This window comes from Candidatus Goldiibacteriota bacterium (assembly GCA_016937715.1).
Lineage (GTDB): Bacteria > Oederibacteriota > PGYV01 > PGYV01 > PGYV01 > PGYV01.
The window spans coordinates 1-20096 of sequence record JAFGWA010000116.1; the positions used below are offsets into that span (position 1 = coordinate 1).

At 44.0% G+C, this 20096-nt stretch carries 9 protein-coding genes; all 9 read left to right on the forward strand.

Annotation, left to right across the window (positions count from 1 at the left end; translation table 11 throughout):
- Positions 1-390: 390 nt before the first annotated feature.
- The 9 genes from JXR81_11265 to JXR81_11305 all read left to right on the forward strand — a co-directional run bounded on the left by JXR81_11265 (position 391) and on the right by JXR81_11305 (position 20040).
- A complete protein-coding gene (locus tag JXR81_11265; protein ID MBN2755421.1) occupies positions 391-4479 on the forward strand; it encodes a glycoside hydrolase family 9 protein in 4089 nt (1362 codons plus the stop codon).
- 319 nt (positions 4480-4798) lie between these two features.
- Complete coding sequence (locus JXR81_11270; GenBank protein MBN2755422.1) at positions 4799-7234, forward strand: hypothetical protein; 2436 nt, start codon at positions 4799-4801, stop codon at positions 7232-7234.
- A 224-nt stretch (positions 7235-7458) separates the two neighbouring features.
- Complete coding sequence (locus tag JXR81_11275) at positions 7459-9696, forward strand: hypothetical protein (protein ID MBN2755423.1); 2238 nt, start codon at positions 7459-7461, stop codon at positions 9694-9696.
- Between the two features lie 174 nt (positions 9697-9870).
- Positions 9871-10590, forward strand: a complete 720-nt coding sequence (locus JXR81_11280; protein MBN2755424.1) for a hypothetical protein — start codon at positions 9871-9873, stop codon at positions 10588-10590.
- Between the two features lie 41 nt (positions 10591-10631).
- Positions 10632-11792, forward strand: a complete 1161-nt coding sequence (locus JXR81_11285) for a hypothetical protein (protein ID MBN2755425.1) — start codon at positions 10632-10634, stop codon at positions 11790-11792.
- 84 nt (positions 11793-11876) lie between these two features.
- The gene (locus tag JXR81_11290; protein MBN2755426.1) at positions 11877-12536 is read left to right on the forward strand and encodes a hypothetical protein; all 660 of its coding nucleotides are present in this window, start codon (positions 11877-11879) and stop codon (positions 12534-12536) included.
- 30 nt (positions 12537-12566) lie between these two features.
- Entirely contained in the window at positions 12567-13223 is a 657-nt protein-coding gene (locus tag JXR81_11295) for a CIA30 family protein (GenBank protein MBN2755427.1), read from the forward strand.
- Positions 13224-13514: 291 nt separating this feature from the next.
- Entirely contained in the window at positions 13515-14939 is a 1425-nt protein-coding gene (locus tag JXR81_11300) for a hypothetical protein (protein ID MBN2755428.1), read from the forward strand.
- A 25-nt stretch (positions 14940-14964) separates the two neighbouring features.
- Positions 14965-20040 (forward strand): carboxypeptidase regulatory-like domain-containing protein, encoded by a 5076-nt coding sequence (locus tag JXR81_11305; protein MBN2755429.1) that lies wholly within the window; start codon positions 14965-14967, stop codon positions 20038-20040.
- The last annotated feature ends 56 nt before the right edge of the window (positions 20041-20096 follow it).

The window sequence follows — 20096 nt, forward strand, 5'->3', positions numbered from 1 at the left end:
CAGTTTGCGATTGTTTTTGAAGGTAGACTTAACTTGGATCAAGAGTAGCTATGAATGGCTGTTTACACAAAAGAACTGACATACTCGTATTTGTTGATAAATAGAGCGGTTTTGCTTGATGGTCTGCAGGTGAACAATAAAATTTTTTGACGGGCGTATTCTGTATTCCATATCCTGGCTCCTTGGTCGATATATGAGAGTTTTATCCTATTTTTGTACAAAAATAAATGCGAAAAACTCGCAACAGCCATTATAATTAATAATATTTTTATAACGTTTTACAATACAAAACCTTGTTCAAAATACGAAACTTTTTATACATTTAATTGTCTAAAAATATGGTAAATTATATACATTAGGCTGCTAATCTAAACAGGCAGGTTTACAGCAATGAAAAAAGCCTTAATTACACTTGCGGCATTTATTGCCGTATCATCGTTTACTAACCTTTTTGCGGCGCATGATTACAGGGAAGCGCTGTATTTATCAACTTATTATTACGGCGCCCAGCGCTGCGGTGACACTAAATCGTGGATACACGGCGCATGCCATGTAAAAGACGGGCAGACAGTCAGCAGGGATCTTACAGGCGGATGGCATGACTGCGGTGACCATGTATTATTCGGACAGACAGCGCCTTATGCGTGTTCTGTACTTCTTCACTCTTACGTTGAATTTCAGGCGTCTCACGAAGACAGATATACGCAGGCTTATTCGGCGCCTCCGGCAAACGGAATTCCGGATATCCTTGATGAAGCTAAAGTTATGACAGACTGGCTTATAAAGGCGCACACAGGCAGCGGTTTTTATTACCAAAAAGGAAACGGCGATTACGACCACAAGCATATGTCAGAGCCGGTTTATTACGGCAATACTTATAATGTAACAGAAGGCGGAGAAAAAGACGGCGGCAGGCCGGTAAGTTTTGCAAGTTCAGGCGCAAGCAACATTGCCGGAAACGCTGCAGCTTCGCTTGCTTTAATGGCTATTGCATACGCGCCGTATGATTCCGCTTATGCCGATACCTGTTATACAAAAGCTAAAGCATATCTTGCCACAGGAGAGACAAGCCCTAACGCTGTGGGCGGCGGCGGTTATTATCCCGCGGGCAACTGGGGTGACGATATGGCGTGGGGAGCGATTGCCATAAGAAAAGCCGCGGTTGCAAGGGGAAATTCAGCGGATGCTTCAACGTATCTTACAAAGGCTCAGGGTTTTACAGGGAACAGCTATACAATGCCCACAAACTGGATATTCTGCTATGACCACACGGAACCTATTGCCGCTTATGAGCTGTATAAAGCCGGCGATACATCACAGCTGGCCAAGTTAAAAACAGAAGTGGATTCTTACAAGGCATCAATGGTTACATGCGGTACAGGTTCATACGCGTTTAAAACCGAATGGGGTTCATTAAGATATGCTGCTAATATGGCTTATATAGCAGCGCTGTACAGCCGGATTTCAACCGGGACGGAACAAAGCGGAGCGATAACATTTCTGAAAAATAACATTGATTTTATTTTAGGCACACACGGTGATATAACGGGTTCTCCCGGTGCTCAGGCAGGAAGGTCGTTTTTAATAGGTTACACAAATCCGGATAATGCTTCGGCAGGCAGCGTGGAACATCCTCATCACCGCGCCGCTTTTGGAAGGACGACAGATGCTGATACCAAATGGCCGCAGGAAAATTCAAGCCCGGGAAGTGTTCCTTATTTATATCAGCTTAAAGGCGCACTTGTGGGCGGACCGCGTGCTTCGTGCAGTAATTATAATGATAAAATAGATGATTACGTTGCAAATGAAGTGGGTGTTGATTACAACGCGGGTTTTGTGGGTTCTGTTGCCGCTTATATTTACATGAGCAATCCGCCCACCCCTACATACACTTACACTCCGTCAAGAACAAATACTCCTGACCCGGCGTGGACAAAGACTTTTACATACACGGCCACTCCAACAGCAACAATAACCCCGATACCGCCGCTTACAAGCAAACTTAACCTTGAAGTAAAAACAAACGGAAGTGTGGCTTCGTGTACCGATAATTCTTTTGGTTTTGATTATAAGATTACAAACTGGGAAACTACGGCGGTTAGCGCTTCAAATATTACAGTTGTTATCTGGCTTGGGACAACAGGAACTATTGCAGGCGCAATAGATTCCGCGGCAAAATATAATGCCGACGGTTCGGGTTACACTTCAATAAGCCCCACGCTTGCGTCTTCTGCGGGTGAAACCTGCACGGGCGGAACAAAAAAAGTGGTTATATCTTTCCCGGCCACGGATATTCCTGCCAATGGCGGATATATTATTGTACAGGGCAGGCTTAACAGGGACGGTTATCAGACGCCTTTTGATGCTGAATGCGATGACTACGCGAAGATAGAAAAGACATGGACCACTTATCAGAATAACAGCGGGCACGTGCTCTATCAGGGAACAAATCTGGTATGTGAATATGTAAGCAATACAACGCGGGATACGGCAACCGGCAGGCATGTCTGCACGGGCGCGACGGGCTGCCCGGACGCCACCACTTCAACACCCACAAATACAAGAACTTATACATCTACGCCTACGGCAACAAACACCCATACATCCACTTACACATACACCAATACAAGAACCAATACGCCCACTGCTTCCAACACAAACACACATACGGCTACCAACACTCCCATACCGCCTACGGCCACATATACTTATACGGCTTCAAATACACGCACAAATACTTACACGGCAACCAATACGCCCATACCGCTGACGGCCACGTTTACTTATACGGCGTCAAATACACGCACAAATACTTACACTGCTACCAACACACCGATACCGCCTACAGCCACGTATACTTATACGGCTTCAAATACGCGGACAAACACTTACACCGCGACAAATACGCCTATACCGAATACAGCCACCTTTACAAATACTGCAACGCGTACTTTTACGGATACAAACACTTTAACAAACACGCCTACTGATACGTTTACAAACACTCACACTTCAACAAATACGCCTACGGATACTTCCACCTATACTCACACAATAACAAACACTTTTACCAATACATATACAAATACATTTACAGCCACCAATACTTTTACGTCCACCTTTACCCGTACTTATACTGTGACAAACACGTTTACCAATACCTCTACAGACACACACACGCATACGGCAACTGCCACGCCAATACCCGGCGGGCCGGATCTTGTAATTCTGTCAGCTTCACTTACCGTGCAGAATCCTGTGCCGTGTATTATCGGCGCGGGAATGCAGGCGCAGGGAGTACTTGTGTTTTACAGAAATCAGGGCAGTGACCCGGCAGCCGCTTTTGTAATTGATGTTGACGGGAATACTGTGGCGGTATCAGACCTTCCGCCCGGGGGAAGCGGTTCGTTCTGGATGCAGTATGTGCCTTCGGGCGCTGTTAATATTACGGCGGATATAAATAACGTTATTGCGGAACTTGATGAAACAAATAATGTATTCAGCGAAGTTCTTGTAACGCCTACAACAATACCGCAGTGCACAAATACATTTACCAATACCGCAACTGACACAAATACACCCACTGCGACAGATACCGCTACAAACACACAGACTTACACAAACACGCCGACTGAAACATATACAAATACGCCGTCTTACACGGCTACGGATACGGATACGGCAACGCTGACATACACTGCCACTTATTCATATACGGCAACTAATACCGCTGAAAACACGGCAACGGAAACAAACACTCCTGTTGATACTCCGACTGAAACGTACACGATGGTTAGCACAGCCACGCACACAAATACTGAAGTTAATACTCCTACTTACACTTATACCGCGGTTAATACCGCTACAAACACAAATACAGCTGTATTCACTGCAACACATACCAATACTTCAACTGTGCCTGCGCTTACCAATACAAACACAGCCACATTCACGCATACGCACACAAATACATTCACAAATACTCATACGCCAACAGTTCCAACTTCAACTTTCACAAACACGCATACGGCCACAAATACGCACACTGCAACTGTTCCGACATCAACAAATACATATACATCCACGCAGACGTTTACTGATACACCAACTGTAACTTATACTTACACCCCGGTGTGGACGCCGTCGCCAACGCCTGACGGAAAAATTTCAATACCTGAAAAACCGCTTATATATCCCAATCCTGTAAGCGGGGATGGTACGGTAAAAATAAGGTTCTTAATAACAAAACAGGCAAAGGTAATAAAAATTAAAATATACACTGTTTCCGCAAGGCTTGTAAAATACTCGGAAATATATACATCTGACAGGAATTTAATGCAGGGCTATAATGTAATTGAACTGCCGGAAAGTATGTTAAGGCAGCTGGCAAGGGGAACGTATTATTACTCCATAACCGCGGAAGACGCGGAAGGCAATAAAGCAAGGGCAAAGACAGATAAGATTATTATTATGAAATAATTTAGATGATTGGATGCTTAGATGCTTGGAGGCTTGTAAGTTTTAGTATTGGTAGACGCGGGTATTTAGCCCGCGGCAATTGATTTTTAAAATAGCGAATTAAGCTATAAGCAGTTAAGCAGAAGCGAAAACGTAAGAAATTTGTTTCGCTATAGCTTAACTGTTAAATCGTTCATATGATGTGTTTTATAATCCATATGCGGTTTTAACGTTAAAATTTTGTTATTAATACATTAAAAATTAATTGACCGAACTGAAATTTCTGCTATAATAAGCGGACATTATTACAAAACAGGGAAATTTTGTTAAGGAGATAAGCATGAAAAAAATTGCAATTCCACTTATCCTAATATTTGTTTTTTCCGCGTCTGTATTCGCGTTAACGGACACAGAAAATTTAATCATTCCTCAGACAGACCCTATCTATCATGATTTTTATCTGTTGGCGCAGTCAGGTGTAATTACATCTGTAATGCCTGATACTTTTAAAACTATTCCGATGAGCTCATATGACGCGGCAAGGTATATTGTGGAAGGCGCAAATAATATTATTGCCGCCACAAGCGTCGCGCCCGGCACCAATACGCAGGGCAAGACAGCCATGTTAAGAAAATATTTTGATATTTACAGGGCAAAAGCATTTGAAATTTATAACAAAACAATAGAGATGAGAAAAAGGGTTCAGGCAGCGGAAAAGCTTCTTTCCAACCCTGAAATAGCGGGTTTTAAAGCATACATAGAAGAGATATATCCGGAAACAATAGAAGCGGGAATGGAACACGAAAAGACAACATACCGCGGTATTCCGCCTTTTAAGGTTCAGGGTATGTTAACCGCGCGCTGGCAGGACGTTGAAGCTTTTGGCGTTTCCCCCGTGCACCATACATCGCTAGGCGGAACATTCATGCAGTTGTGGACAGAAGGGGTAATAACGCAGGACATTAATTTTAAATTAAACCTTACCTTTGAAAAACCATGGAACGAAGCGGAAAAGAAACTTATTCTTTCTGACGGCACGCCTGTAATGAATTATCCGGAATACTGGGGAACAGGGCAGAGGTTTTTGGACAAATACACAATTAACATAGGCGCTTTTGGATGGGCGATTTCCACAGGGTTTTTCTGGGAAGACATCACCCCGTTTGTCGCAAAATCCGTGCTTTCAAACAGGCCGGCTTTATTTGACCGCGACCATTACGCGCTTGAAGAAACAACAAAAGGGCATTATGAAAACGCTTTCCTGCACTCTTTTGTCGCGCGCGGCGATATCTGGTCAAAACACGGCTTTATGGGTATAGCGCTTTACAACAACGATTTCTTCGGCACTAAAGGCAGGCTTAAGCTTATGGCAGGCAAAGCCGAAAAATTTGAAGAGTTCTATGATGTGCTTTACCTTTATGAATTCGCGGGAAGGTATTTACAGCCCCTTGAATTTGGGCCTTTAAAAGCTTCTCATATTGCGGTTAACTTTTTTAACACTTCAAATGATAAAAGTGAAATTATATCAAGCGATCCGCAGGCGCCCGCTGATTATAACTATCCTCTTGCGCCTGACGGCTACTTGAAGGCAAACACAATAGTCGGCGGCGACGCCAAGTTCAATTTAATGGATATATTTGAATTAACCGGCGAATACGAATTTTCAGATTACCACGGCTGGATGAAGCCTTTTGATCCTATTGACTTATATTCACCCAGGGTAAACGCGGCGGGCAGCGCGGCTTATGTACAGGGTAAACTTAAAACGCACGCGACAATTACAGGCAAATACTCCAAAATTGACCCTACATATATAGCGGATGCTTCTGCTATCATTGACACTACGTATTACCAGCTTAACACCCCGCCGGATGATTCAAGGCACGCAAAGCTGGACTGGCACTCTTATTCCGGCGATCCCACTCTTCTATATAATAATACCCAGAGAATTGACCTGCTTGCAAGCGTGCCAATACCGGGCGGCTTCTTAAACTTCACTTACGGTACGGCATCGCAGATAAACCCGACCACAAACAGGCTTTATGTGGACCACTTTGTTTCCGGCAACAGGCTTACAGGACCCATGTGGTGGCACCTTTTCTACAGCAGTTATGGATATCCTGATTCTGACGCGTTTTCAGGTTTCTGGAAATATAATGATCCGGACGGTTTAACAGGCGGGCTTCACAGAGCCGGAACTTACAGCGGAAAACGTTATCTTATAACAGATAAGTGGCTTACCAATAAAGAAGTAATTGTACTTGATGTTGACCCGCTTGACCGTTCTAAGAAGTATACAAATAATGCCTCTGTTGAATTAAAACTCCAGCTTAATAAAATATTAGGCATGAAAGATAATTTATTTATTCAGGGGTACGGCGAACTTGTAACCGTATGGCCGGGCGCTGACCTTATGGTTACGTTTGGCGACAGAAAAGCGTTTTTCACGCAGAATCTTTTAAGCGGTTTCATATATTTTAACCCGACAAGAAAAATAGGCTTAATGGCTGAAGCTTCAATAGAACGCTGGTCTTCATCGCAGTCAGTCGCGCTTACAAACAGGGATATTAAAAAGCCTATTGAATATCTTGATAACAGTTACGGTCTTGGGCTTGATTATGACTTTGCGCCAAGGACGTCATTATATTTAAGGGCTAAAAGGTTCTTCCATCAGGATTTATATTACAAGGATTACAGGGACACACCCACAAGCGAATGGAAAACCCAGGACTTTGACGGCTGGTTCCTGTTTATGGAAGTAAAGAATTTCTTCTAGTCAGCTGTTCGTGAAGCCAAGCGTGAAACGCGCAGGCTGAACGTTACAGATGACTATACTTTTTGTAGCGCTTATGTTTAAAAGCGCACAAAAAAGTATATAATTTTCTTGGTTTTTTTTGTTCTTGTAGGGACAGCGCTCCTGCGCTGTCCGCGTAAGGTTTGTAATGAAGGTGTTGTATTTAAAGATAAAAAATATTTACTAAATATATGGAGGTACACTTAATGTTAAAGAAAATTGCGGTTGTATTAATGCTTTTTATTGTCCCGGCTTTTGTTTTTGCCGCGGATGACCTTATCGGAAAGGATCACTGGTCTTATAAGAATATAAAAGAGCTCTCTGAAAGCGGGATAATAACAATGCCGCTTGAAAAAGACGCACTTACACGCGCTGAAGTTGTTGATTATATCAACAACGGCGTTGATAACGTACTTTACGCGGCTGCAGGGGATTCGTCATCGGGCGGCAGCGATCTGATGGGTAAGATCAACAAGTTATATGACCTTGTCAAAGCGTACATGACAGATATGATGCGCACCGAGAAAAAACTTGATGATATCTTAAACACAATAGGCGATTTAAGCGCCAAAAAGAAAGAAATAGAAATGAAGCAGGATAAACTGCTTAATTCAATAGGAATGAGGATTAACGGCGAATCTAACGCTTATATGACAGACCTTCTTTTATTCGGAAATAAGTATCAGTCAGTGGGAGACCCTGTTGAACGCGTAAGGCCTATAACGCAGTATGTTGACTTAAAGTTTTCCCTTCGCGCAAGAAAAGACCTTTACGCGGAAGCCACATTCAGGCTGGAAAATATGTTTGGCGGTTTCTGGGGCAGCAAAGATGTTTATGGTTTAAGAAGATTCTTCATTCAGGGCGATATGCCTGTGTCGTTTGTATTCGGTGATTTTCAGGGAAAACAGACCCCGTTTACATTATGGGCGGTTGATGATGAAAGGCCTTTTGAAGCCAAGGTTTTTGCCGATAAAAGGGATATGAATAAGAACGAACTTTACCTTCTTGATAATTCATGGCCGTTAAACGGCGGCAAGATTCAGACTATAGTTGAACTGTTTGATTCAGTTGATGTTAACATGATGGTGCTTGGAGCAAGGCTGGGTGAATCAAATAAACCGGGGTACGGCGGGGTAACGTATAATCACGATCAGTATATGATAGGCGGCAGGATAGCAACAGATTTTTCGCTTAAAGATATGCTTGAAGTGGGCGTAAACTACAATGAAATTACTGATGCAAAAGATACAGGCACACAGCTTTCCGCGGCACAGGCGTTAAACCCTGCCATTTCAGATGTATTTAATAACTATGTATTTTCAGGCGACGGTGCTTTTAAGTTTATGTTTGGTGAAGGAGAGGATGATGGTTATGTAAAGATATCCGGTGAATTTGCCAAATCAATGTACACTCCCAAAAAAGGAAAACAATGGAGGCAGTGGTACTATGACAGCACAACCGGCTATCAGTGCCTTACCGCAACAAGCCACCATTATGCTGAAGGCGCCGCTTTAAAGGCGGGCATTGAAGCAAACTATTTCAACACAACGGTCGAAATTTCATATAGGAATGTCGGAAATTCATTCACGGCATATGCTGCTCAGACAAGAATATATGACGAAGCAAATAATTTCCCTTATCTTACGCAGAATAATACCTGGAATATAAATCCGGGAGTCGGGCTTCCTCCCGCTTATATGATAGGCGGAGAAGTTTACCCTTTCACGCAGTATAATCCGGTTATTTCGCTTCAGGAAGACGGAATTGCGTCAAGGCCCGGAAATCTTTTGGATTATCCCGTATATGAAAATGCGACAAACCCTTACGGCGATTCAACTCCAAACAGGTCGGGTATCAAAGTGGCTCTTAAAGGCGATTATCTTGACAATATGATATCACCGCATTTTGTATTTGAAATGGCGTCGGAACCTGAACCGTTTATAAAAAAGAAACCTAAGAATTTCTCTGTTATTGAAGTTGGCGCAAGGGCTGAATACTGGCAGGTAGCGGTAATGGCAGGCGTTAAAATGGAAAGTGTTAAAAATGACGCTGTAGGAAATTCCAAGGTTGCTTTTGATTCCACGGGTATTGACCTTGGAATTGAATATCAGATAATAAAGAAAAAGCTGCTTGCGTATTTGGGATTCAAGAGCAACAGCATAAAGGGTTTTGATTCGTATATTTCAGGTACCGGCGCGATAGCCCCTATGGCGCAGTTAAGATACGACCATACAATCACAAGCCTTGGCGGCGGAGTGGAATTTAAAGTTGCAAAACCCGTAACAATGGGTATATATTTTACAAATACCCTTATAGAAGATAACAGGACCGTAAAAACAGCTGAAGACGCGCTTTATTACGGTGAGCCGATAGGCACGAAATTCTCCGATTACAACAGTTATAACGCTCAGGAACTTGGCGCAAAGATAAGTATTCTGTTCTAAAAGTATTTTGTTCTTTATTGTAGAGACGCAACATGTTGCGTCTCCGGTGTAAAAAGTGGCAGCTGCGGTTTGATGCGGTATATTTTGATGAATTTAATGTAAACTTTTTGTCAGGTAATTCCGTCAAACTGACAGAAAGAAACAATAAAAAATATCTTTAAAGGAGGCAATAAAATGAAGAAAATCGCGGTAATGGCAGTACTGGTACTGGCTTTCTCGGCGGTGTTTGTTTACGCTGAAAAACCAAAAACGACTCTTAGCATCGTATCGGAAGGTTTTACAATTGACGGTTCGCTTGCGGACTGGGCGGCAGTTAAACCTGTTGTTCTTGACAGTGCAAAAATGTTAACTCACGGTAAGGCGGAATGGGCGGGCAAAGAAGTTCAGTCTGGGAAAGTTTATGTTGCTTTTACGGAAGACGCGCTTTATGTAGCTGCAGAAGTAAAAAGCCCCAAAGGAATTGCTAATAATAATGTAGGCAAAGATATGTGGAACGGAAATGCGGTGGAAGTATTTATTGGATTTGATAATTCAGACCCGGAAAGGGAAATGTACACGGAATCTGACTACCAGCTTGGTTTTAACCCGGGGAAAGTAAATAAAGAAGGCAAAGTAATAAACAAACCGGAAGTTTACTGTTTTAACATGGAACAGAATGCGGAAGGTTCAAAAATAAAGGCAAAAAAGATAAAAGGCGGATACATCATTGAAGCAATGGTTCCGGGTTCTTTCTTTCCTGCGTGGAACGTTGCAAGCGGCAATGAAATTTCTTTTGACATAAGCATAGATGACCAGGGAACAAAAGGCGCGGCAAGAAAGCTTCAGTTCACATGGTCGGGATACGCTGAAAGTTACAAGAATCCTGCCGGTTGGGGAACCGCGGTTTTAAAATAATATATTAAAGAAAGATAAAATTGAGGGAGGTAATACCGAATATGAAAAAAGCTCTGGTAACGGTAATAGTGGTACTTGCCGCAGTCGGGATAATATTCTCGGCATGCAGCAAGAAAAGAACGGTTCCGGTTGCGCCGGAAGATTTAGGCACGGCAACATATACGCATACATTTACCAATACTCCTACTGAAACAAATACCATTGACCCGGCTGTTCCAACAAACACATTTACACGTACTTTTACAAGTACTCCGACTGAGACGCCTATTCCAAAACCCACAGGCTGGATAGATGACTGTGAAGACATATATGGGCCAAACCAGAATGATTTCCAGGTAACAGGCGGGCCGGTTTTAAATTCCGGCGGATACTGGATAACTTATGACGATAACTCAAAGCAGAATAATGGAACATCCTACGTTTGGCCTATGTCTGATACATGGGCTGAGAGGAAATCTGTTTCTCCTGAACCTTTTGTAATGTCAGCTCCCGGTTATACCGGTTCTCCTTATGGACAGAGTTTTGCGGCGCGTATTACCGGTTATGTAACTGGCTGCGAAGGCGGGTCAGGCAGCTGGTGGTTAGATACCACGTGCACCGGGCTTGGTACTATTACAATATATAATCCTATTGACGAAACAACGGTATTCAGGTTTGGTTTTATCGGTATGGGCTGTCAGTTAACACCTACAGCAGGTGAAGGTGCCACAGGTTATACCGCAGGACAGACCGGTGTTGCCGGCCTTATTGACGATCCGCTGGACTGTCAGGAAGTTGATATTTCGGGCTTTACCGGAATAAGGTTCTGGTATAAAGGCGACGGAATGAACTGGAGGGTTAAGATACCGTTTACCAACCAGCTTAACTGTGATGGGAAGTATCATCCGGAAATGCCTGTCGGAGAAGAAGCTGCGATTATGGCTACGTCAAGTTATACAAAAGCCAATGATGCGGGCTTTAATATTATGGCCAGTGCCACGGATTGGACATTAATAGAGATACCGTTCTCCTCGCTTGCTTATGAAACATGGGGCGCTCCGCTTACCACAGACTGCTCTGCACCCGGCGGAGATTGCGCGATCACCACGGTACTTCAGCATGTGAAACAGATACAGTTCCAGACATTCGGAGATCCGGCGGCAGAGAACCGTTATCCTAACTCCCGCGAAATATGGATTGACGATATAGAACTTTATTATTAATAAATAAAGGCAATACTGATATAAATCCGGCCGCGGGTTAAACCGCGGCCGGAAGAACTTATATAAACAAACAGGAGTTAAAAAGTGAAAAAAATACAATTTATAGCATATATAACAGCCGCGTTGTTCGTATTAACTTCCTGTGCCGGCGTTGTTGAAGTGAAAACTCCGGGTATTACCGGCGGAAAGATAGTGCCTAAAACTGTAAAGAAGAAATTTAAACCCGTTTTATTTGAAGATTTTGAAGCCGGCACAGCTGTCGGTTCTTATTCATATGCCAATACGGGCGGAAACGCTTCGGCTGAAAAGTTTGTGGCGACGATGGATGAAAAACACGGCGGAAATTATTCCGCGTTTTCTTCGTTTGACACCGGCGCTGACGGCGCGTGGGGTGTTGGCATAGGAACCCAAAGCGCGTACGGCGGCGGTTATATAGATGCTAAAGACAGGGATACCTTTTCAATCTGGGTAAAAGCGCCTGCGGGTATGCCTTTTTATTTCTTCTGCAACGAAGCGCAGGATAACGGCGGGGACGGGGAATTCTGGAATTCGCCTAACCAGACAGGTACAGGTAAATGGGACCTTTATGAAGTAAGCATGGATGAGTTTTACAAAAATATATATTCCGGAAATCAGGAAGGCAATAACGCGGTTGATATGACTGCAATGGGCACCATAGGGCTGCAGTTTTCCGGTTCGGTAGGCAAGGGAACAGTATATATAGATGATGTATATTTTAAATAATCACAGAAACTAATTATTTCGGAGGCTGAATTGAAAAAAACAATTGTAATTTCTTCATTCATAGCGGCATTATTTTTAATTACTTCCTGCGCGGGCGTAATTTCATTCAGAAAACCCGGTACCGCAAGGGTTTCAAAGGCCGCTGCAGGGGCTGTGTTAAAGCCCGTTCTTTTTGATGATTTTGAAAGGGGAAATATCCCGATGTCTTATTCTTACGCCAACACGCAGGCGGCGGCTAATATGTCTAAGTTTGCGGTTACAGGCGATGAAAAATATAACGGAAGCAGTTCTGCGGCTTCGGCTTATGACACGGGGACAAGTTCTGAATGGGGCTGCGGCGCGGCTCTTGCCAGCGCTTATGCAACCGAAGGTTACATTGATGCCGCAGGAAGAAAGTTTATTACGGCATGGGTACTTGCTCCGGAAAATACAACTTTTTATTTCTTTGTAAATGAAGCCGCGGCAAACGGCGGCGACGGGGAATACTGGAATTCGCCAAGCCAGACAGGCGCGGGAAAGTGGGCTTATTATGAAATTCCTTTTGATGAATTCTTCAAGAATATATATTCCGGCTCACAGGCGGGAAATAATGATTTAGACCCATCCGCTATAGGCGTTGTCGGCGTTCAGCTTGGCGGTATGCAGGGTAAGGGTACAATATATCTGGATGATATCTGGCTTAAGTAGATTTTATTAATTTAATTATCAAAAGGCGGCCTTCATGGCCGCCTTTTTTATTTTAAAGCTTTGTTTTTTATTGTGGAGACACAATACATTGTGTCCTGGTTTTTTGATTTTTGTGTTTTAATGCCGTGGTAGGTGCGGGCTTCAGCCCGGGGCTGTTGATTTGTTTTTTTTTGGTTTGGCAGATGCGGGTATTTAATCCGCGCAGATTTTTTTAAATACCAATTCAAAAATGCGGTTTAAAATCACCCGTTTATAGGGTATAATATAAAAAATCAATAACCTGGAGGGTATATGAAAAAGAAAATATTCATCTTTTTCTTCTTGTTTTTATTATCTTTCTGTTCCGTTTTCGCGGAAACAGTGATGACAATCAGGGAATTTTACGGCGGCTCTGTTGATTTTCGCGCCGCAATTCAGACAGATGCTTTTTACGGCTCGCGCGGCGACGGTTTAAGGGCCGGCGGTACGGTTTCCACCCTTGATTTTCATCAAAGTTTTACCTCTTACAATCCTGCCTGCCTTGCATTTATGAAAACAGCAACTGCTTCTCTTGGGCTTATACCTGTTTCGCTGGGAATGGATACGGGAATGATAGCTTCTTTTGCGGGGCAGAGCGTTGAAAGCATAATAAATGAAAACCTTGAAGAATCGTTTCAGGACATGACAAAAACCGCGGGTGTTACCACCACAATAGATACTATAAAAGGGCACATAGGCCAGCCGCCCGGAATAACTTCCCTTGAAATCATGGTGCCTTTTGCGGATAACGGCGCGGGTTTTGGACTTGCCAGGGAAGAAAAATTTACGATGGAATTTGACATGCTGTTAAACGGTACGGAAGTTTTAATTAATATGACGGATGATGAAAATTCCATGATAGACGTGGACGCACGCGCCAAAGTAAACGCGCTTGTAAATATGGATATAAGAAATGTGGTGACGTCATTCGGGCTGGCAAGAAAAATAACGCCTATCTGGGCTGCGGGAGCTGTTTTGGAACGAATTGAATCGCGCTTTTTCACGGATGCCGGCGCGCAGGTGGATGCAATTGCGCGGTATTCCGGCAATGATTATGAATTCAACACGCGGCCTGACAACAGTTTAAACGCTGTGGCTGCGGGCGATTTAAGGGCTGAAGGCTGGGGATTAAGGTTTGGGACATCGCTTCATTCACCGGACGATTCGGTGGAAACCGCAATTGATTTTTCAATTCAGCCGGAGCTTAAATACAAAGGCAGGCTGGATATAAAATATCACACCATTCCGGATTCAATAGATATTTCTGATGTAACGCTGACACAGGAAGAAGCAATGGATGGCACGGATAAAGAACTGAAAATTAAACTGCCTTCTTTTGCAAGGGTAACGCTTGCATGGAAGCCGGGAGTAATTATAGCGTTCAATTACACGCATTACTTTGACCCTTTTTATATTTCGTACGGCGCCGATAAAGTGCATCTGACAATGATGGACGCTTTCCGCCTTGGTTTTAATTTTGGCGGTTTCCAGCTTGGGGGCGGAATAATACTTTCAAATGAAGGTACAGAAATAAAAAATGAAGATACCGGAGAGATAACCAAACAGACTTCGTGGTTCCCGATACCGGTACTATCAATGGGAATGGTTATACCAATAGGAAAATACATAGACGCGGAAATGGAATTTATGGCAGTGCCTTTTCCGGTCTTAAAATCAGCTGTAACATATAATTTTTAGCGTAAAAATATAAAAGAGGTGCCTGATGAAAAAAATTATTATTTCATTTTTGTTAATATCCGTGTTTGCCGCGTCGGCGTTTTCGCTGCCGCGTGTGACCGAAAACCCGAAGGTATTAATACCAAACGATGAATCTGTTACTGTGCGTTGGGATGATGGTTTTACGGCAAGCCCGATTACGCGCACCTGTGAAATAGTTTTTGGAACTTCGCCGTCATCATATTCAGGGCAGATAAACCAGACTGCCCTTGGGGAAGCCGCTTTTGTTCCTCAGGATTATGGCATGACAGGCGGTGTCTACTATTGCCGCGTATCAGACACGGTTATAAATGAAACTTCGCGCGAATTTAAACTTTATGTTGAATCTTCTAATGCCCCGCAGTATATTGCGCCCGCGAATAATGCTGTATTGACAACCCTTAATCCGGTATTAAGCTGGCAGCCGGTTGCAGGTGTCCCTTATTATACGGTGTTTATGTTTGACAGCAAGGCGGAAATAGATTTTGGTTCAGGTTCTGTTTCAATCACCGCCAACGTGATCTGGGCGGCCACCACCGACCAGACAAGCATAGAGTATCCTCAGCCTGACCCGTCGGGATATTATGACAAACTTGCACCGCCCCCTTTGGTACAGGGGCTTACTTATTCCTGGGCTGTGGTAAATAATTATAGCGGCTCTCCTTCGTTAATATCAGATGCATTCTCCGGAGTAAGGGCTTTTACGGTTAATATGCCTGCGGGTGTTTCGGCGCCTGTGTTAAACCTTCCTGCGGACGGCGCTGTATTTATTGATCAGGAAGTTGATCTTTCCTGGAATAGCGTTGCAGGAGCATCAGGGTATAAAGTTTTTCTATCAAGAAAAGAAGAGGGCAGCGGCGAAATAATAGGCTCTGCAAGCGTGCCGGTGTGGAGTGGGGAAACGCTTGATACGCAGATAAATATCCCGTATAACATATGGCTTTATAATGCTAATTATGAATGGTATGTGATGGCTTTTGATTCCGCAGGCAAAGGCGTAAAAAGCGCGGTCAGGTCATTTAATTATCAGACAACTGTATATCCCGTCCATATAGCAATAAATGAGAATACTTCTTTGGGGACAGAGGCAGTACCTCAGGCAATTCTTTTTGTGGAAACCATTTCCGGCGGTTCGGTAAACCTTTACCCTTACACGTGCAGGGATGATGGAACCTTTGATATTGACCTGCCTGCCGGAACGTATAAGTTTACAGTGAAAAAAGAAGGGTATAATACGCAGGATTTCAGTGTGGCAGTTGCAGGCGCTGTAAGCGAAACATTTACCATTACAAAAAGCGCTTATTCTCTTACCGGAAGTATTACCGATGATTCTGCTAACGCGCTGCAGGCAGTGCAGTTAACGGCAAAACTTGACGGCGTGACAGCCACCGCTTCCACACTGGCAAACGGTGCTTTTGTCCTTTATCTTGATAATTACGGCCCGTGGCAGATAACCGCGGTTAAAGCGGGGTATGCGGAAACTGTAATAACAGAGCTTGTACCGGATGGAACAATGACAGGTAATTATGATGTGATTAAATTATCTCCTATTATAATGGTTAAAAATCTGAATTCTGTTTCCGGGCAGGTTACAAATGACACGGCGCAGGGAATAGCGGGCGCTGTGGTGGCGGTATCAGATATTTCCAACACTTATACTGACACAACAGATTCATCGGGTAATTATTTTATTTCACTGCCGGACGGCAGTTATGAAGTTGCTGTAAGTAAGACAGGTTTTGTGCCGCCGCCTGTTTCGGCGCTGTCAGTTGCGCTTGGAGAGTCAAAGGTAAGGAATTTTACAATGTCTCCTGAGGCAAACATAATAAGCGGTACTGTGTCAAGAAACGCGGCGCCTTTTGCGGGTGTGTTGGTGCGGGCGGTGCCTTCTGCGGGTAGTCCTCTAGAAACTTATACCGATATTTTTGGAGCGTATTCCATAAGCGCCGGCATTGGCGATTTTACGGTTGACGCGTATTACAGCGGCTATACATCTGACCAAAGCAGGACAGTTTCTTTTATAACCGGCGGAAACACGTCGTCTGGAAATTATTTTGCAATGTCGGAAAACGGCTCTTTTGTAAACGGCACGGTAACAATAGACGGAACCGCGCCGCTTGAAGGCGCGGCGGTTTCAAACGGAGTAACAACAGTATATACTGATGCGTCGGGAAATTATTCGCTTTCAATGTTATCAGGTACTTACACAATTTCGGGGGCTAAAACCGGATATTCTTCAGATGGCGATGAGCCTATAATAGTCGGCGTGGGGCAGACTTTAAATGATATAGATTTTGTTCTGTCGCCAAACGCGTGCGTAATTAACGGCGTTGTGCGTGATAATTTAGGCACGCCTGTAAGCGGGGCGGCAGTTTTTGCTGTAGGGCCGGGGGTTACACAAACGGCTTTAACAGACAGCCTGGGAAATTATTCGATTTCCATTATGGCTAATCCGCAGGTTTTCAGTGTCTATGCTTCAAAAAACGGATTTAATGATTCGTCTGATGTTGTGCTTACACTTTCTCCGGGGCAGATATCAAACGGGAATAACCTTACTTTAATTCCGGATATAGGTTACCTGACAGGCGTTGTAACAGACGGGGTTAACCCCGTGAATTCAGCGGCTGTTTATATCTTAAACGCGTCAGGAGTAACAAAGACTGTTTTAACGGATACAAACGGGGTTTATTTTACAGGGGTTAAGACAGGCGGGATATCGGTTTACGCATCAAAATTATGGTATGTGAATTCTTCTTTGACAACAGATTCTGTTGATTCTTCAAATACAACATATAACGCAAAGATTATTAACCTGCAGCTTTTTCCTGACGCGCAAACAATAACGGGTATAATAACTGATGGTGTAAATCCGCTTAACGGTGTTGCGGTAACGGTCACCGCGCCGGGAGCCACAATTAATGCTATGACAGACGGATCGGGGCGTTATGTTGCCATGATACCCGGTTTAAGTACTTCTGTGAGGGTACAGTGCGTAAAAGCAGGATATACTTCCACATCTGATGATGTTGCAACTTGGGGAATTCCTGCACATCTTTATCATTTTGATAGGGCAATGAGCGCAGCTTACGGCACTCTTCAGATGGACATAGCCACTTCTGATGTAAGCCCGATAAATGCTGTTGTTTCAGCCAACGGCAATACAAAAGCGGTTTTGGGCCCATCACCTGTAAACGCTTTTGCCATGCCTCTTCTTCCGGGAACTTACAACATCACAGTTTCGCAGGCAGGGTATTCTGATGCCGTGGTTTCGGATGTTTTAATCGGCATCGGAACAACATATATAGGGACATTAGTACTTAGTCAGATTTCTACGCCAAGGACAATCTCCGGAAATGTAAATGACGGCGCTGTAAATATAGCGGGTGCAACGGTGCAGGTATTCAGGTTTGATAATACGTTTGTTACGTCAGCTGTAACTGATGCTTCGGGAAATTTTTCCATCGCCGGACTTTTAGCACTCGCCTATAATATTGTTGTTTATAAGGATGGATATAATGTACTGGAACAGAATGCGGATGTTTCACTGGGTGATTTAACAGGGCTGAATTTAATGCTTACGGAAAAAACCGCGGCTCTTTATGCGAATGTCACAGGCGCGGGTACTGCGCTTCAGGGGGCATTTATCACCCTTGAAGGTACGGGGTCCAACCTTGGCTACACAGGTTCAGGTACAACCGGCGCTGACGGCGGTGTTACAATTACCGCGCTTAACGCGGGGGATTATAATGTAACAGTTTCAAAAAGCGGGTATACAACTCTTAATTCTACGGTTAATCTTACAGCCGGTGTTACCGCGCAGCAGGAATATACAATGACAGTTAATCCCGGTGAGACGGGCGGAGTGGCGGGAACAATTAAGGATGCTGATGCAAATGCAATGCCGGCAGTTACGGTTAATATTTACGATCAGGCTTTCCCGGATACCGTGTACGGAACTGCTTCAACCGATTTGACGGGAATTTTCTGGCATGTATTGCCTGCGGGAAATTACACGCTTGTCCCGGTAAAGGACGGTTACTCCTCTTCTCCTGTCCAGGAGTATATTTCAATCGCTGCAGGCACAACTGTTACGGCTTCATTTACAATGTCGCCGTTAACGGGCGGCGGTATTACAATTACAGGGCCGCTTAATCCTGTGTTTAACACAAACATCGGCGGGCCGTATAATTTTGCGGCAGTTTTAAAAGACGGGGATGGCAAGTCTGTATCTGCCGTATTTTCGTGGAGGGTTTCGCCGAAGGAAGCGGGTACAATAACTTCAGCAGGCGTCTTTACGCCTGATACAAATTACATAGGACAGATAACAATATTTGCCGCGGCGCAGGGATACGAAGGCGCTTACGAATGCCCGGTATACCAGAAACTTTACGCGGGAATGGGGGCTGTGGATGTCACCGATTATAAAGGTTTTAGCCTTCAGATACCTTCAGGTGCATACTCTCCGCTGAACACACTTGACAGGATAACAATGTATAAGATGCCTGCATCAGGTATTTATGGAACCTCGCGTGATTTGAAGGCAATGGGTAGTATTTATAAAATTACAGAAGGCGTAATTTTTGATATGAACTGCACGGTTACGCTTCCTATACCGGCAGAATACACCGGCGGTAATTACAGCGCGGGAATATGGAGCGCGGACACTCTCTCATGGATATCAATCGGCGGAACAGTATCAGGGTCTTCAATAAGCACAGGGTCCTCAACATTGTCGCGGTTTGCAGTGCTGTCAGAAATGGGGCAGCTGGCAATGGACTTCTCGGAATTAACGCCTAATCCGTTTTCTCCTAAAAGAGGGGAATTAAAGATAAGGTACGCAATAAGCACTAAAGAAGGGTCGTCTGTTGAAACTACAATAAAAGTATTTAATGTCGCCGGAAAACTTGTAAGGACAATCATAGACAGGCAGTTCAGGGCGGCGGGTGCTGTTAATAATGATTACTGGGACGGCAGGGATGAAAGCGGCAAATGGTGCGCTAACGGCAGGTATATAATACAGGTGGAAATAAAAGACGCCAAAGAGAAAAAACAGTATTTGTACTCTGTGGCGGTAGTGAAATAGAGCGGCAGCTCGGCAGCTCGGTTTAGATCCGGTAGACGCGGGTCTTTAGCCCGCGG

Coding starts and splice junctions, on each gene's coding strand:
- JXR81_11270 (MBN2755422.1), top strand. CDS start 4,799: ATGAAAAAAATTGCAATTCCACTTATCCTAATATTTGTTTTTTCCGCG.
- JXR81_11265 (MBN2755421.1), top strand. CDS start 391: ATGAAAAAAGCCTTAATTACACTTGCGGCATTTATTGCCGTATCATCG.
- JXR81_11275 (MBN2755423.1), top strand. CDS start 7,459: ATGTTAAAGAAAATTGCGGTTGTATTAATGCTTTTTATTGTCCCGGCT.
- JXR81_11285 (MBN2755425.1), top strand. CDS start 10,632: ATGAAAAAAGCTCTGGTAACGGTAATAGTGGTACTTGCCGCAGTCGGG.
- JXR81_11280 (MBN2755424.1), top strand. CDS start 9,871: ATGAAGAAAATCGCGGTAATGGCAGTACTGGTACTGGCTTTCTCGGCG.
- JXR81_11300 (MBN2755428.1), top strand. CDS start 13,515: ATGAAAAAGAAAATATTCATCTTTTTCTTCTTGTTTTTATTATCTTTC.
- JXR81_11305 (MBN2755429.1), top strand. CDS start 14,965: ATGAAAAAAATTATTATTTCATTTTTGTTAATATCCGTGTTTGCCGCG.